Source organism: Candidatus Frankia nodulisporulans, assembly GCF_902806475.1.
Classification (GTDB): domain Bacteria; phylum Actinomycetota; class Actinomycetes; order Frankiales; family Frankiaceae; genus Frankia; species Frankia umida.
This window is the reverse complement of record NZ_CADCWS010000090.1, coordinates 1-14,972: the sequence shown is the minus strand read 5'-3', so window position 1 is coordinate 14,972 and position 14,972 is coordinate 1. Positions and strand designations below refer to the sequence as shown.

General features: G+C 72.9%; 15 protein-coding genes. 4 read left to right on the top strand and 11 right to left on the bottom strand.

The genetic code is table 11. From position 1 onward, the window contains the following. A partial coding sequence (locus G6R24_RS10585; protein ID WP_163549088.1) for a cation:proton antiporter occupies positions 1-953 on the bottom strand: 953 nt, incomplete at its 3' end. A gap of 193 nt (positions 954-1,146) precedes the next feature. Between G6R24_RS10585 and nudC the strand changes: the two genes are divergently transcribed. Beyond that, positions 1,147-2,211 carry an NAD(+) diphosphatase gene (nudC, locus tag G6R24_RS10580; protein WP_163549087.1) on the top strand — a complete coding sequence of 355 codons (1,065 nt, stop codon included), beginning with the start codon at positions 1,147-1,149 and terminating at the stop codon, positions 2,209-2,211. 67 nt (positions 2,212-2,278) lie between these two features. Here the strand turns inward: nudC and G6R24_RS10575 are convergent, their stop codons facing one another. The 7 genes from G6R24_RS10575 to G6R24_RS10545 all read right to left on the bottom strand — a co-directional run bounded on the left by G6R24_RS10575 (position 2,279) and on the right by G6R24_RS10545 (position 9,883). Then, positions 2,279-3,556 carry an MFS transporter gene (locus G6R24_RS10575; protein ID WP_163549086.1) on the bottom strand — a complete coding sequence of 426 codons (1,278 nt, stop codon included), beginning with the start codon at positions 3,554-3,556 and terminating at the stop codon, positions 2,279-2,281. Between the two features lie 547 nt (positions 3,557-4,103). After that, complete coding sequence (locus tag G6R24_RS10570) at positions 4,104-4,892, bottom strand: maleylpyruvate isomerase N-terminal domain-containing protein (protein ID WP_225438371.1); 789 nt, start codon at positions 4,890-4,892, stop codon at positions 4,104-4,106. A gap of 106 nt (positions 4,893-4,998) precedes the next feature. Next, positions 4,999-5,844, bottom strand: a complete 846-nt coding sequence (locus tag G6R24_RS10565) for an SDR family oxidoreductase (protein ID WP_163549084.1) — start codon at positions 5,842-5,844, stop codon at positions 4,999-5,001. Positions 5,845-5,948: 104 nt separating this feature from the next. Further along, positions 5,949-6,581 carry a copper chaperone PCu(A)C gene (locus G6R24_RS10560; protein ID WP_163549083.1) on the bottom strand — a complete coding sequence of 211 codons (633 nt, stop codon included), beginning with the start codon at positions 6,579-6,581 and terminating at the stop codon, positions 5,949-5,951. Between the two features lie 3 nt (positions 6,582-6,584). After that, positions 6,585-7,943, bottom strand: a complete 1,359-nt coding sequence (locus G6R24_RS10555) for a Dyp-type peroxidase (protein WP_163549082.1) — start codon at positions 7,941-7,943, stop codon at positions 6,585-6,587. Continuing rightward, a complete protein-coding gene (locus tag G6R24_RS10550) occupies positions 7,943-8,869 on the bottom strand; it encodes an SCO family protein (RefSeq protein ID WP_225438370.1) in 927 nt (308 codons plus the stop codon). The genes G6R24_RS10555 and G6R24_RS10550 overlap by 1 nt, the downstream gene beginning before the upstream one ends. Positions 8,870-9,121: 252 nt before the next feature. Continuing rightward, positions 9,122-9,883, bottom strand: coding sequence for a hypothetical protein (locus tag G6R24_RS10545; RefSeq protein WP_225438369.1), 762 nt, complete (start codon positions 9,881-9,883; stop codon positions 9,122-9,124). A 359-nt stretch (positions 9,884-10,242) separates the two neighbouring features. Between G6R24_RS10545 and G6R24_RS10540 the strand changes: the two genes are divergently transcribed. Beyond that, on the top strand, positions 10,243-10,791 hold the full coding sequence (locus G6R24_RS10540; protein ID WP_163549080.1) for a hypothetical protein: 549 nt from the start codon (positions 10,243-10,245) through the stop codon (positions 10,789-10,791). A 139-nt stretch (positions 10,792-10,930) separates the two neighbouring features. Here G6R24_RS10540 and G6R24_RS10535 read toward each other — a convergent pair whose 3' ends face one another. From G6R24_RS10535 to G6R24_RS10525, 3 genes are all read right to left on the bottom strand, one after another. After that, positions 10,931-11,770: an acyl-CoA dehydrogenase family protein gene (locus G6R24_RS10535; protein ID WP_163549079.1), complete on the bottom strand. Its 840-nt coding sequence runs from the start codon at positions 11,768-11,770 to the stop codon at positions 10,931-10,933. Between the two features lie 3 nt (positions 11,771-11,773). Then, positions 11,774-12,856: an acyl-CoA dehydrogenase family protein gene (locus G6R24_RS10530; protein ID WP_338084426.1), complete on the bottom strand. Its 1,083-nt coding sequence runs from the start codon at positions 12,854-12,856 to the stop codon at positions 11,774-11,776. A 181-nt stretch (positions 12,857-13,037) separates the two neighbouring features. Further along, positions 13,038-13,400 carry a TIGR03618 family F420-dependent PPOX class oxidoreductase gene (locus G6R24_RS10525; RefSeq protein ID WP_225438368.1) on the bottom strand — a complete coding sequence of 121 codons (363 nt, stop codon included), beginning with the start codon at positions 13,398-13,400 and terminating at the stop codon, positions 13,038-13,040. Positions 13,401-13,686: 286 nt separating this feature from the next. Here G6R24_RS10525 and G6R24_RS10520 point away from each other — a divergent pair, with 286 nt between their 5' ends. Together G6R24_RS10520 and G6R24_RS10515 are read left to right on the top strand one after the other, a co-directional pair. Continuing rightward, complete coding sequence (locus tag G6R24_RS10520) at positions 13,687-14,316, top strand: methylated-DNA--[protein]-cysteine S-methyltransferase (RefSeq protein WP_225438367.1); 630 nt, start codon at positions 13,687-13,689, stop codon at positions 14,314-14,316. 117 nt (positions 14,317-14,433) lie between these two features. Beyond that, the coding region (locus tag G6R24_RS10515; RefSeq protein ID WP_263864035.1) for a dihydrofolate reductase family protein at positions 14,434-14,972 on the top strand (539 nt) is incomplete at its 3' end.

Genomic DNA, 14,972 nt, shown 5'->3' with positions numbered 1-14,972 from the left:
AGCGGCCCGACCAGGCGTGGATCGAACGACCGGCGTGATCCGATCACCATGCCCACGACGAACGCGCCGAAGATGGCCTCGAGTCTCAGCGCCTGGGTCGCGGCGGCCCCACCGATGATCAGCACCGCGCAGGTCAGGCTGACCGTCGCGGCCGGCGAGTCGCCGGTGGCGTGCCGGCGGGTGCTCCTCGACAGGGCCACCTCGGCCACGGGGCGTCCCAGCACGATCGCCACCGCGACCGTCGCCGCCACCGAGCCCACCGAGACCAGGACGTCCCCGGCGCGCACCCCGGTCGTCGCGAGCGCCGACACCACCGAGAGCAGAAGCCATCCGACGGCGTCGTCCACGGTGCCGGCGGCGAGGGTGAGCTGGCCGATGCGATGGTGCAGCAGGTTCAGATCGACGAGAATCCGGGCGATCACCGGGATGGCACTGACCGCCATCGCGACGCCGAGGAACAGCGCGAACACCCCGGTGTCGGCCGTCGCGGACAGCAGGCCGGACGGCAGGAGCAGGCCGGTGGCCACGCCGAGCCCCAGGGGGATGAGCAGCCCGCCAAGACTGATCCGCACGGCCGTGCGGCCCCGACGCAGGACAGCGCCGACGTCCATCTCCGTGCCGGTCATCCCGACGAAAAGAATCACGCCGAGCTGCCCGACCGCCTCCAGGAGATGGAAACGGTCGGGATCGGTGGGCAGCAGCCAGTGCGCCGCGTCCGGGGCGGCCTTCGCGAACACCGACGGCCCGAGCAGGATCCCGGTGGCCAGTTCACCGACAATGACCGGCAGCCCGACGCGCTGCGCCAGTCGGCCCAGGACCAGCGCCCCGCCCAGCAACGCGGTGATCCCGAGCAGGAACACGAGCAGATCGTGTGGTGGGATCGCGGCGATCGGTTTCGCCTGCTCGGCGAGGTGAGTCAGCTCGGCCCCGCTACCCGGACGGTCACTGCTCACCCTCGAGCCTCCCTGGGTGCAGGCGTGCGAAGTCGACCAGTATCGGGGGAGTCGCGCGCTGCACAGTATGGCAGTCCGATGCTCCGCCTGATGTCCTTTTTCGGCATGCGGATCCGGGCGCGGAGTCGGTGGATTGTGACTTTTCAAGAGCATTGTGCTGGAAGGCGGAGAATGCGCCGAACGTCGCCATGGGATGATCTCCACGAGCGTGGCCCGGGTGTGGTTCGAGCGGGAGAATGGGGCGGTGTCCCGACCTGAGCCCGCCCGCCCGCGACCGACCCACTTCGACCTGGTGCGCACGCCGACCTTCGCCGGTGCCGCGCTCCACCGGGACGAACATCTGCGCCGTGACCCCGACCGGCAGAAGGAGGGTTGGGCGAGCGCGCGGGTGCTCTTCGTCGATCCTGACGGGCTGCTCGCGGTGATCCGCTCGGAGTCGCGGCTGTGGACCCGCGTGGGTGCGGAGCTGGCCGGCTCGCCGCCGGAGGAGGCGATGCTGCTCGGTGAGGCCGACGGCACCGCCTACTGGGTGCTGTGCGGCGCGCAGGAGCAGGCCGGCGCCGGGCCGGAGGTCGAATGGTTGAACGGGCACGCGGTGGGCGGTGAGACCGGCCCCCTGGACGGCGCCCTGCTGGCCGCCGCCGTCGGTCTGCGCAACTGGCATGACCGGTCCCGGTTCTGCACCCGGGACGGTTCGCCGACCACACCGGTCAACGCCGGTTGGGCCCGGACGTGCGAGGCCGCCGGGCATGAGGAGTACCCGCGCACGGACCCCGCGGTGATCGTGCTCGTCCACGATGGCGGCGACCAGGTTCTGCTCGGACGGCATCGGGCCTGGCCACCCGGCCGGTTCTCGGTCCTCGCCGGTTTCGTCGAGGCCGGCGAGTCGCTGGAGTCCTGTGTCGCCCGTGAGATCGCCGAGGAGGTCGGGGTCACCGTCCGCGACATCCGCTACCTGGGCAGCCAGGCCTGGCCGTTCCCCCGGTCACTCATGATCGGATTCCACGCCCTGGCCGATCCGGACCAGCCACTGAACGTGGACGAGACCGAGATCCGCGAGGCCCGCTGGGTGCACCGCGACGAGCTACGCGAGGCACTCGCCCGCGGCGAATGGCGAGCCGCCCCACGCACCCGCACCCTCAACCGCGCCACGATGGCCGCCGACACCTCCACCGAGGCCGAGCCCTCCCCGCTGCTGCTGCCGGGCCAGGTCTCCATCGCCCGCAACATGATCGAATCCTGGGTTCTCACAGGCTGATCCCGGTTCCCGCCCCAGCCCGCCCCGGCCCGCCCCGGTTCCCGTTCTGGCCCGGCCGGGGCCGAGGTCAGGACGGGACCAGGGACGGCTCGGAGCGCGGTGCGAGCACGGCGGCGGCGAGCTGGGTCGCGGCGACGCAGCAGACCGTGGCCGGCCAGCCGGCGGCCGTCCAGGCCAGCCCGATCAGCGTGCCACCGACACTGGACCCCAGGTAGTAGCCGAGCAGATACAGCGCGGACGCCTCGGCCCGCCCGGTCACCGCCCGGGCACCGACCCATCCGCTGGCCACGGAATGGGCCGCGAAGAACCCCGCCGTATAGATGACCAGCCCGGCCAGCACACAGCCAAGGTTGTCCGGCACCGTGAGCGCGAGCCCCGCCAGGGCGATCGCGATCGCCCCCAGCAGCACCGGTCGCCGGCCGAGCCGAACGGTGAGCCGTCCGGCCGCCGTCGAGGTCACCGTGCCGGCGAAATACGCGCAGAACACCAGCCCGATCGTCGCGCTCGACAGCCGAAACGGCGCCTCGGTGAGTCGGTAGGTCAGATAGTTGTAGGTGGCCACGAAGCCGCCCATCAGCACCATCCCGACCCCGCACAGTCGCAGAATCCCCCGGTCCCGCAGATGCCGCCGAATCACGACCCCCGCCCCACCGTCCCGGTCCGGCTGGTCCGCGACACCGGCACCGGCACCGGCCGGCTTGCCGACGTCCGCCGACCTACGGCGGCTGCCGCGGCCGCGAGCCCGCACCCCACCGGGGACGGTCACCGCGAAGATCGCCGTGCACACGGCCCCGACCCCGGCCACCGCGGCGACGGCGACCCGCCAGCCGGCCTGGCTGTCAAGCGCCGCGGGGACGAGCCGGCCGAGCAGACCCCCAAGCGACGTCGCCGACACGTACATCCCGACCGCCGGCGCCGCCGCCCGCGGATGCACCCGATCGCCGATGTGCCCCATCGCCACCGCGACGACGGACGCCAACGAAAGCCCCGCCGCCCCCCGGGAGACCAGGAACAGCGGCAGGTTCGGCGCCGCCGCCCCCAACCCCACGCACAGGCAGCCCGTCACCAGCCCGACGATCATCACCCGGGTCGGACCGAACCGATCGGCCAACGCCGACATCGGCAGCACCGAGATCGCCAGCGCCCCGGTCGTCACCGACACGGTCAGACTGGACAGCGTCGCGTCCACCCCGAAGGTGTCCGCGATCTGCGGCAGCGACGCCTGCGTCGAGTAGAGCATCGCGAACGCGGCAAGCCCCGCCGCCACCACCGCCGTCTGCAGCCGCCGCAACGCCGGCGAACCCGGCAGCAACACCCCCTCGGACGTCGACGCCTCCGGCGACACCGCCCCACCGCCGACTGGGGCTGGACCGCCGGACGGAGGCGAGTCGCCCGGCGGCTCCGCGTCAGGTGACCGGGGGTGGCCGATCTTTGTCGCGGCGGGTTGTGGTGCGGGGGGTTGTGGCGCGGCGGGTTGCGGATCGACGGCGGTCACGTGCTCCCACGTTAGGATGCCGGCTCCCGAGGCATCCCCGTCATGAGACGCCTCTTGCATCGCGCCCGCCCGCGGCCCCCGTCCACTCGTCTCGTCCAAGATCTCGGTGCGCCGGAGATCATGGCGAAATTGGCCTCGATGCCCCAACACCCCAGCACCCCGGCCCTCGGCCCCCGGCTCTCGGCGGCCAACTTCTCGGGCCGCGGCCGGATGCCGAGGGCTATTTGGCCACACGCCGAGGGTTGTTAGGTGTGGGGGGCCGAAATCCCCGAACAACCCTCGGCACGACATGATCATTTCCGCGATCTGGCCGCGATCTGGCCGCGATCTGGCCGCGATGCGCGGGGGTCAAGGTGCTCGACTCCGCAACCCGCACTCCCGTACGGGCGTGGGTGAGTCAGTAGACGCGCAGTTCCTCGAGTACCCGGTCCGCGTAGGCGGTATCGCCGAGGACGTCGGTGCGGCCCTGGTGTGGTTCGCGGCCGGTCGCCCACAGGACGAAGTCCTGCGCCGCCGCGCGCACAGTCGCCCGGCTGGTGCCCGCCGCCGGCCCGGTCCCGTTCGAGGTGGGGGTGATCTCGACCCGCTGGGCGTGAGGCGCGATGTGGATCGAGAGGGGGTCGGGGCCGGTGATCGCGATGGTGAGGGGGTCGGTGAGCAGGTCCCGGAAGGACCGGGTGGTCATCTGCGGGATGCCGCCGGCGAGCCAGCGGACCGCGGCGGACAACCGGGCGGGGTCGACGTCCGGCAGGTCACGCTGGATGGGGCCGCGTGGGGCGAGGACGTCCCAGCGCAGGTGGCAGGTGGCGTCGAAGGTCAGGGCGTCGGCGAAGCTCGGGAAGGGGTAGGTGCCGGCGGTACCCATGCTGATCTGCCGGCTGGCCAGAGCGGGTGGCAGGGCGCCGAACAGGGCGGACGCGGCGGGTCCGGCGGTGCGGAGCAGGGCGAGCAGCTCGGCGGGTGGACGGGCGGTGAGAGCGCGGGCCTGGACGTCGGTCGCGGCCTCGAACTCGAGTCCCGGCGGGGGCGGCTCGGGTGGCAGCAGGCCGGTGATGCCGGCGATGCCGATGGTCAGATGCGCGAGCACGGTGTGCAGCGTCCAGCCGGGGCATGCGCAGGGGAGCGCCCACTCGTCGTCGCGCAGGGTCTCGAACACCTCGACCGCCTCCGCGACCGCCCGGCCCAACGCCTGCGCAGCCGCCGCGGGCGTCGCCGTGTCCGCGGCGCCCGCGGCTTCCGCTGTCCTCGTTACGGGAGGGGGAGCCTGTGGCGGTGACTCAGTAGAAGGTGACTCAGTAGACATAGTCTTCGCCGGTCGCGCGCACGGTCAGGTCGGTGATGGCGACGCCGAGCGGCTGGTCGATGACGTGGACGACGGCGTCGACGACGTCATTCGGGGCGAGGGTCCAGTACGGGGTCTGCTCGGGGTCGCGCGCGGCGGTGGGGAGACGGCCCTCGCGTAGCTCGGTGATGTGCTCCTGCCAGGACGCGATCCGGTGGGCGGCCAGGGGCGCGGCGGCCGCGCCATCGATGATGGTGCCGCCGAGGTTCGTGCCGAGCACGCCACTGGGACGCACCAGGGTCACCTTGATCTTCCCCTGGCTTTCGACTCGCAGCGCGTTCGACAACGTCGCGACGGCGGCCTTCGTCGCACCGTAGACGGCAGCCCCGGCCACACCGGAGTTCCCGTAGATCGAGGAGATGTTGACGATGTGCCCGCCGTGCTCGGACATGTGGTCGTACACCGCGTAGACGCCGTGCAGGACACCCTTGAGGTTGATGTCGATGGCCCGGTCCCAGGCCTCGGCGGCGCGCGCGTGGTCGGCGAGGAACGCCAGCGGCATCACCCCGGCGTTGTTGACCAGCACGTCAAGCCGGCCGAACGTCGAGATGACCTGGGCGGCGGCGGCCGCGAAGGCCGACCTGTCCCGCACGTCCAGACCGATGCCGAGCGCCCGCCCGCCGTCGGCCTCGATCGCGGCGGCGACCTTGCCGGCGCCGGCGGCGTCGACGTCGAGGGCCACCGGGATCGCGCCTCGTGCCGCCACTCGGGTCGCTATCAGCGCGCCGAAACCAGCCGCTGCGCCCGTGATGACGATCACTTTGCCGTCCAGGTGCCTGCTTTTGTGAAGGTCCACGGCGCTCACCCTAGGAAACGTCCGTGACGCGCGCCACCGTTGCCGCCAGCGCCAGCGCCGATGTCAGCGCCGATGCCGGCGACAACGGCGACAGCCGGCCGTCGCTAGCCGTGGGCCGCGGCCCCGGACATGTCCATCCCGGGCATGTCATGTGCGCTGGGGCCGGTGTAGCCGACGACCGGCACCGTGAGGGTGACGGTGCCGGCATGGGTGAAGACGAGGGTGAGCCGCACCTGCTCGCCCTTGGTCAGGCGGTGGACCGGGTGCTCCAGCATGGCGTGGTTGTGTCCGACGGTGAGCGTCGCCGTGCCATGCGCGGGAACGGCGAGTTCGGTGACCATCCGCATGGACGCCGATCCGCCGCGGCTCACGGTGGTGTGCAGGCTGACCTGGGGTGCTGTCGGTGTGGTGATCGAGGTGAGGGTGTCCGGCGTGCCGCCGGTGTTGGTGACGGTGAAGTACGCGGCGGCCTCCGTCTCGGACGACTGCTGCGGGATGTAGGCGTCGCGGATGTGCAGGTCAGCGACGTCCGCGCTGGCAGTACCGGGCGTGGCGGTCGGGACGCCGGTGGCCGAGGTACCGGTGGTGGCCGAGCTGCCGGTGGTGGGTGGGGTGCTGGCGGTGTCCGGGTCGGCCGATCCGCAGGCCGCGGTGGCGAGCAGGGTTGCCGCGGCGAGCGCGGTCGCGGCGAGCAGCCGTCCGGCCCGATGGTGGCGGTGGGGGGAATGGCTGGTCATGGGTCAGCTCTCCAGAAGCTGCTGGCCGACGTGGCCCCCGGCGGGGGCGGCCGGCGGGACGGCGAACAGGGCGCTGCCGGTGTGGCGCACGAAGGCCGAGAGGGCGTCGAGGCGGTCGAGCTTGCGCTGGACGGCGGTGAACGCGGTGCGCGGGTCCGCCTGGTAGGCCAGGAAGAACAGGCCGGCGTCCGGGTCACCGTCGGCGTCCAGACCGTCCTGGTAGGAGTAGCCGCGGCGCAGCATCCGCACGCCGTTGTTGAACTGCGGGTGGGACAGCCGCACATGGGAGTTCGCGGGGATGACGGGGCTGTCGTCCGCCGTGCGGGCGAGGAAGTCCGGGTCGGTGTGCTCGCCGCCGCCGCTCAGCGGTGCGCCGTCGGACTTGCGCCTGCCGATCACCTTCTCCTGCGCGTCGACGGTGAGCAGATCCCACCGGTCCAGCAGCATCCGGATGCGTCGGGCGACCAGGTAGCTGCCGCCGGTCATCCAGGCCGGTGCGGTCGTGTCGGCCCAGACCGCCAGGTCGAACACGGCGGTGTCGGCGGCCGGGTTGTTGGTGCCGTCGAACTGGCCCATCAGGTTGCGGGGGGTACCGGTCGGTTCGGCCGAGGCGGCCGCCGACTGGCGGAAACCATGCTGCCGCCAGCGTGGGGACGCGTACCGGCGGGCGAGCACGTCCAGGGTGCGGGCGGCCGACGCGGCCACTATCGGATCCTCGGCGCAGATCTGCACGGCCAGGTCGCCGTCCCGGCGGGCCGGGTCGAGCTGATCATGCGGGAAGGCCGGGATCGGGGCCAGCTGCGGGGGGATCCGGGTGGTGAGCCCCGCCCGCGTCAGCGCCGACGCGCCCAGCCCGAAGGTGACCGTCAGCGCGGACGGTGCGAGGCCGAGGGTCCGCTGGCCGCCGTCGGCGGGCTGCTCGCCGGCCATCACCGTGGCGGCGGTGCGGGTCCACGCGGTGAGCAGGTCCCGCAGTGCCGTGCGGGCCTGGGCCGGGGTGACGGCGGCATCGCCGGTCAGGTCGTAGGCGGTGAACACCAGGTGCGCGGCGGGCGGGCCGGCGATTCCCGGCTGATGGGGGCCTGTGGGCCGGACCGCGGCGACCGCCCGGGCCCGCTGCCGTTCCAGCGGACCCGGCCCGTCCGGCCCCGTGGCGTGTTCGACCAGAGCACCGGTGACACCGCCCGCGATCCCGCCCGCGCCGACCAGCCCGACCCGGCCCAGGAACGCGCGCCGCCCCAGCCCCGGCCCGGGTCCCCGCCCGGGTCCCGGGGCCCGTCCCGCTTCGCGCGCTGAGGGCCCTCGCCCGTCCGGCTCCTCAACGGGGTCGGACGGTGGGGCCGAGGTGGAATCCGCCGTCATCAGGCACCCTTGACCAGGGTGGGGAGGTCGTGAGCGTAGTCGGCGGGGGTGATCCCGGCCAGGTAGATGACCCGGGCGACGCCGTCCGGGCCGAACGCGGTGACCTGCGAGCCATGGTCGACCACCCAGCTCCCGTCAGCCTGCTGGCGCGGCTTCTCCACCGGGATGCCGAACTGGTCGGCGTAGCCGGCGATCTGCTCCCAGGTGCCGGTGAGACCGACGAACGCCGGGTTGAACTGGGCCAGCCAGCTGTGGAGCACGGCCGGGGTGTCGCGTTCGGGGTCGGTCGTGATGAACACCACCGAGACCTTCTGCTGGACGGCGGCGCTGGTCTCGCTCAGGCCGGCGGCGATGTCGGCCATCGTGGTCGGGCAGACATCTGGGCAGTGCGAGTAGCCGAAGTAGACCAGGGTGAGTTTCCCGGTCGTGGCGGCGCGCAGGTCGTACGGCTGGCCGCTGGTGTCGGTCAGGCGCACGTCCGGCTTGGGCATCGGGGCGGCCAGCGACGTCCCGCGCAGGCCGGGCGCGTCGGTGGCGTCGTCGAGGTGGACGATCACCCCGTTGGCGTCCGCCGAGGTCGCCGAGCCCCCGCCGCATCCCGTCAGGGCGAAGGCCAGGGCGAGTCCCAGGGCCAGCGCCCCGACCCCGACTCGGGGGACGGCCCGGCGCCGACCCCCGCCGCGGCGTCCGGACGGCTGCCCGCCGCCACGCGTACGACGCTCGGACGGCCGACCTCCCGCGGAGCGACCTCCCGCGGAGCGACAGTCCGCGGAGCGACAGTCCGCGGCCGGACGGTGACCGCTCGGCTGTGCGACGAAGAGCGGGGAATCGGCCGCCCGGTGTTCGGCGGCCCGGTGTTCGGCCGTCTGAGGTTCGGCCGTCTGGTGTTCGGCCATCTGGTGTTCGACTGGCGGGGTGGCGTCCACGCTGGGGGATGTCCTTCGCACGTCGAGGAAGTCTGTGGGGGAAGCCGCGTGTTCGGGCGTCGACGGTGCCGCGGGCACGGCGAAGCACACGGTTCGTGGGCTGCCGCGGGCTCATGCCGGCGGCCCGCATCGGCGGGAGCCGGCGGCCTGACGTCGGCGTGGGCCGCGTCGGTACGGTCTGATGTCAGCGCAGTGGCCCGGCCGGGCGTCGCCGCCCGATGATCACACGGGTCGGTCGCAAGCCGAGCCCGGTCAACCGCGGCCGGCGAACGCGCCGGCGGCGGGACCTGCGAGCGGCGGGCCGCGCCGGACGCACGTGTGGCGCAGCAGCCGGATGGCGGGGCGCCGTCCGCCGGCGGCGGGCAGCGGTGGACGGGCCGGTCGTCGACCGCTGGCCAGGGCGGCCGCCGTGCGCAGCCACCGACCGAGCCGGACGGTCCGACGCAGCAGTTCGGTGGCTCGGGCGGCCACGGTGGCGAGGGTGGCCAGCAGCCGGGCGGCGGTGCTGGCAGCCTCGTCGCAGCGCTGCAACAGCAACGCGGTCGCGGCGGCGGCGGCGAGATGGGCGCCGAGCATCGCCGGCGTGCCCTGCCAGGGCGCCAGCGGCATCCGGTGTGGCGCGGGCAGCAGGCTGGCCTGTACCCGCACCATGTGTCGCACGGCCGTGTCGGACAGGGCGCCGCGGTCGGCGATGCACAGCCCGGCCTCGATCGCCGAGTACATCCGTCCGGTGGAGTTCGCCGTCAGGGCGAACAGGGTGTGCAGCCCGGCCTGCAGCGTGACCATCGCGGCGATGACCAGCGGAAGTGGACGCACCCGTGCGGTGAACGGCGCGGTCAGCAGCGCCACGCCGCCGGCAGCCCCGGCGAGCACGGGCCCGGGCGGCGCCCCGCCGTGCGTAAGCGTGTGCGCCACCGCGGCGAGCCCGGTGCAGGCCAGGGAGAAGGTGGGGCTGCGCGGCAACCGCGGCGTGGCGGCCCCGCCCAGCCCCATCGCTACCAGCACCTCACGCACATCAGATGTTCACCCTGACCAGCGGCGCCGACCAGCGGCGCCGACCAGCGGCGCCGACCAGCGGCGCCGACCAGCGGCGCCGACCAGCCGGGACCCCACGGCTACCGGACCTTACGTCTACGTAGTGTAGAACGTCCCCGCGGCGCCGGAGGACGTGACATCGACCGTCGTTCTCGGCAGGCCACCCCTGGCCTCCTGAGCAGCGATCTCCGGCCGTCGCCCACGACGCCAGGACGAGTCTCAGAGCCGGTTCCCAGCCGGGGCACAGCCTGCGCACAGCCGACGGCAGCAGGGTTGGTCGCCACGGACACATCTGGTGATCCGTCGGATTCGTCCGGTGAGCTTCGGCAAGGAGGACCATGACCGTCCAGAGGACCACCGTCCGCTGGTGGCATCGGTGTACCGGTTGGCCGCGCGGCCGTCGTCTGCTGGCTGTCCCCGTTCTTCTGGTGGCGCTCGCCGCCTGCGGCAGCAGCGGTGGCGGGTCCGGCACCCAGGCCGCGGGCACGGCCGCCACGACGGCCACCGCCGCACCGAGCACGAGCGCCAGCGCGGGTGCCGGGTCGGGTTCTGGCGCCAACTCCGCGATGACCGCCTACCGCACCTGTCTGGCGCAGAACGGCGTGACGCTGCCAACCCCCTCGGCCAGGCCGCAGGGCGATGGCAGCGGCGCGGCAGGTACCCGCCCGACCGGTGCGCCGCCCTCCGGAGCCCCCGGTGGTCCCGGTGGTGCGGGCGGTCCTGGCGGGGGCGGTGGTCCCGGCCGTGGCGGTGGTTTTGGGCCGATGTCGACCGCGGCACCGGCCGGCGTGGACGCCGACACCTGGGCGGCGGCGCGCAGCGCCTGTGCCTCGCTCTTACCCACGGCACCGGCCGCCGCCCCCACCGCCCAGGCGACATCCGCATAGCCCGGACCCTCGCACCGTTCGCGGCGACCCCGGCGCGCCCCACGCGCGACACGGGTCGCCGCGGTCGGGCGCGAGGTGCCGACCATGACGACCCGTGTGGGCGAATCCTGCTTTCAGGCGTGGCGCGGGGCGCGTCCCCTCAGAGAAGGTGGGCGTAGCGGGGGGCGACGCGGTCACGGCGCAGGGTGGCGCCGATCTGCTTGGTGAGTTCCTTCGTGGAGCCGAGCAGGCCATCCAGGACGAGGACACGCTCGATGTGGCGGTGCAGGTCGTGTTCGGTGGTGTAGCCGATGCCGGCGAGGACCTGCTGGCAGTGTTTGGCCGCGGTGAGCGCGGCCTGGCCGGCGGCGGCCTTGGCCAGCAGCGAGCTGAAGTCGTCGCTGGCGAGCAGCAGGGTGGCCTCGGCACCGTCCAGGGCGACGAGGGTCTCGGCCAGCTTGTGCCGGACGGCCTGGAACGAGGCGATCGGCTTGCCGAACTGGGCCCGGGCCAGCGCGTGTTCCCGGGCGAGGGTCAGCATCGCGCGTCCCGAACCGACCAGCCACCAGCCCAGCGCCCGTCGCCCGGCGGCGAGGGCGACCTCGGTCAGCGGCTCGCCGGCGTCGACCTGCCGCAGCGGCAGCGCCGGGTCGAGCACCGCGAACGCACCGGTCGGGCCGGTGCTCTCGACGCCGGCCCCGGCGGGCGGTTCGACGTCACGGGCCCAGACCAGCCAGCGGCCGCCGGCGTAGGGCAGCGACGGGGTGCCGCCGATCTCCTGGCCGGCCGCGGCGAGGACCACGTCGTTGAGTACGGAGGCGACCGTGCCCGTCTCCCCGAGCAGGCCGAACACCAGCGGAACGGCCACCTCGGGCAGTTCGGCGAGCAGCTCGGGCCAGCCCAGCTCGGCCAGCTCGCCGTCCAGCGCCGGGCCGGCGACGGTGGACGTCATGATCTTGCGAAGGCTCTGTCCGAGCAGATCCCGCTCAGCGGCGTCCATGAGTTATTCCTTCCCGAGGCCGAGCAGCCGGCGGGCGATGATGTTGCGCTGGATCTCGCTGCTACCGCCGTAGATGGTGGCCGCCCGGGAGTACAGGTACTCGGGGCGCCACTGCGAGTCGGCGAGTTCGACCGCACCGGGCAGCAGCTCGCGCACCGCGTCGTACAGGTGCTGTTCGGACGTGCCCAGCAGCACCTTGTCGACGGACGTCTCCGGGCCGAGCGGGAGACCTTCACCGAACCGCAGCTGGGTGCCGTGCGAGCGGCAGCGGGCCGTGTGCAGACCCAGGTAGGTCGCGCCGAGAGCGGCCTCGTCCGGGTCGATGGCCTCGGCGAGCAGATGGTCGAACCGGGCGTACAGGTGGTTGATCCGGTGCCAGAAGGACGTGGACCGCTCGAACGGGAGCACCGAGCCCGCCACCGCCCAGCCGTCCCCCACCTTGCCGAGCATCCGGTCGGCCGGGATCACGACGTCGTCGAAGAAGACCTCGCAGAACTCCTCCTCGCCGTGCATCGCGAGGATCGGGCGCACGGTGATGCCCGGGGTGTCCATGTCGAGGAAGAACGCGGTGATGCCGCCGTGCCCGGGGCCGGTGCGGGTCAGCAGCACACAGCGCTGGGCGAACTGCGCGAGGCTCGTCCACACCTTCTGCCCGTTGACCACCCAGGTGTCGCCGCGCTGCTCGGCCTTGGTGCTCAGCGACGCGAGGTCACTACCCGAACCCGGCTCGGAGAAGCCCTGGCACCACTGCTCGGCACCGCCCAGCAGCCGGGGCACCATCTCGGCCGCGAGCTCCGGCCGAGCGTAGTCGATCATCGTCGGGACGAGTACCTCGATGAGCGCGTAGAAGTTCGGTGGGGCAAGCTCACGGGAGGCGATCTCCTCCCCGAGCACCGCCCGCAGCACCGCCGGACCACCGAGGCCGCCGACGTGCTCCGGCCAGCCGTAGCGCATCCATCCGGCGTCGAACAGGGCCCGGCGCACCCGCCCGAGCTGTTCGACCTGTCCTGCCAGCGACCCATCGGGGCCGGGGGTCAGGTCGTTGTCTTCCAGCCAGGCGCGTAGGCCCGTCCGGAACTCGCTCACGTTCACAGGCGACTCCTCCCGTCGAACCGAACGTTATCCGGACGCCCCTCGCCTCTCGGGCGCTATGGTGAGGACCGCCACATCATGCCAGTCGCGCGGGGAAGCCGCCGGTGGCGATCGGGCCGCTGCGGGTGGCCGTGATCCGCAGCAGCGACTTGCCCTGATCGATCATCGCCTGGCGCTATTCGTCCCAGTCAGGGTGCTCGCCGGCGATCGCGCGGTAGTAGTCGACGAGAGCCTCGGCGGCCTCCGGGAGGTCGATGACCTCGCAGCGGCCGTCGATCTGCAGCCACGGCCCGTTCCACTCGTCGGAGACGACGACGACACTCACCTCGGCCCGGCGACGCGCGTTGCGGGTCTTGGCCCGCTCGGGATAGGTCGAGATCACGATCCGCCCGTCGGCATCCACCCCGCCGGTGACCGGCGAGGCCTGCGCCGACCCGTCGCCGCGGTAGGTGATGAGCAGCATCCGGTGCCGGGTCCGCGCGAACTCCAGCGCCGCCGTCAGATCGACCTCGGTGTTCGTCGCGATGGTGCGGGCCACGCCAGCCACCCCGTTCCCTGTCGGTGTTCCCTGTGGGCGTTTCCGGTCGCTGCCCTGGGCGCGCGGTCGCCCTGAGGCGCTGGGCCGGGTGCGCCGCCTCGGGCGCGCTGCCCTGGTCGTCGGACCGTACCCGGCGGGAGACCGTCCGTTCAGGTGCGCGGAACGGCTTTTTGTCGGACGGGTGCGGCACGATGGGCCCATGCACGCTGGGACGCGACGACCCGCGCACATCAGGCTGGATGATGCTGGGCTGCTGGACGGGGCTGGGCCGGATGCGGTCGGCCGCGTGGCCGGCACCGGAGGCGGGTCCGCCCGCGGGTTCGTGCTGTTCGACACGGCGATCGGCCGTTGCGGCCTCGCCTGGGGCGAAGCGGGGCTGATCGCCGTCTCCCTACCCGCCGGGTCGGACGAGACGACCCTCGCCCTTGTGCACCGTCACCTGCGTGACCGCCGGGGCGACTCTGGCGAGACGTCCAACGACCGGGTGTCGGGCAGCGGAGGCTTCGCTGATCTGATCCAGCCCGGGCAGGGAGCGCGTCCGGTCGAGGTGACAGCGGCGATCTCGCGGATGGCGGGGTTGTTGGCCGGCGCGCGGGACGACCTGGCCGATGTGCGTGTTGACCTGAGCGGGGTGCCGGCGTTCCATCAGCGGGTGTACGAGGTGACCCGGGCGATCCCGCCGGGGTCGACGCTCACCTACGGCGAGGTCGCAGCGCGGCTCGGGATGTCCGGCGCCGCCCAGGCGGTCGGGCGGGCGCTCGGGCGCAATCCGGTGCCCATCGTCGTGCCGTGCCACCGGGTGCTGGCCAGCGGCGGAGCCATGCACGGTTTCTCGGCTCCCGGAGGCATTGAGACCAAACGTCGCATGCTCGTGATCGAAGGCGCCCTCGCACCCGCGCCGCCCACGTTGTTCTGACGCGTGACCGGCCTCATCGCCCTGCCCCTCGCGTCGCGATGGGGCCTGCCGCGTCCGGCCGCCGAACGGTCAGAACCGGTCCAGGGGAGAATGCCGATGCGCAGGGTGACCTATTCGATGGGCGTTTCCCTCGATGGTTACATCGTCGGGCCGGATGGCCGCTTCGACTGGTCGGAACCGGACGAGGAGGTTTTCCGCTTCTTCATCGAGGAGCTTCGAGCGACCGATGTCCATCTGATGGGGAGAAATCTCTACGAGACGATGGTGTACTGGGAGACCGCCGACCAGGATCCGTCCGCTGACGACACATCGCTGGAATGGGCCGCGCTCTGGAAGGCGCTCCCGAAGGTGGTTTTCTCCACCACGCTGTCGGTGGTGCAGGGCCACACCCGGCTGCTTTCCGGCGGTCTGGTCGAGGAGGTGGAGCGGCTACGCGCCGAGCCGGGAGAGGGAGACATCGCGATCGGTGGCGCGGCGCTCGCGGCCGAGGCGGCCGAGGCGGGTCTGATCGACGAGTACCGTGCCATGGTCAGCCCGGTACTCGTCGGCGGTGGCATTCCGTTTTTTCCGCGGCGCGAGCGCCGGGTGGATCTCGAACTCGTCGAGACCCGCACCTTCGGCTCCCGGGCTGTCTACCTGCGCTACCGGAATATGCG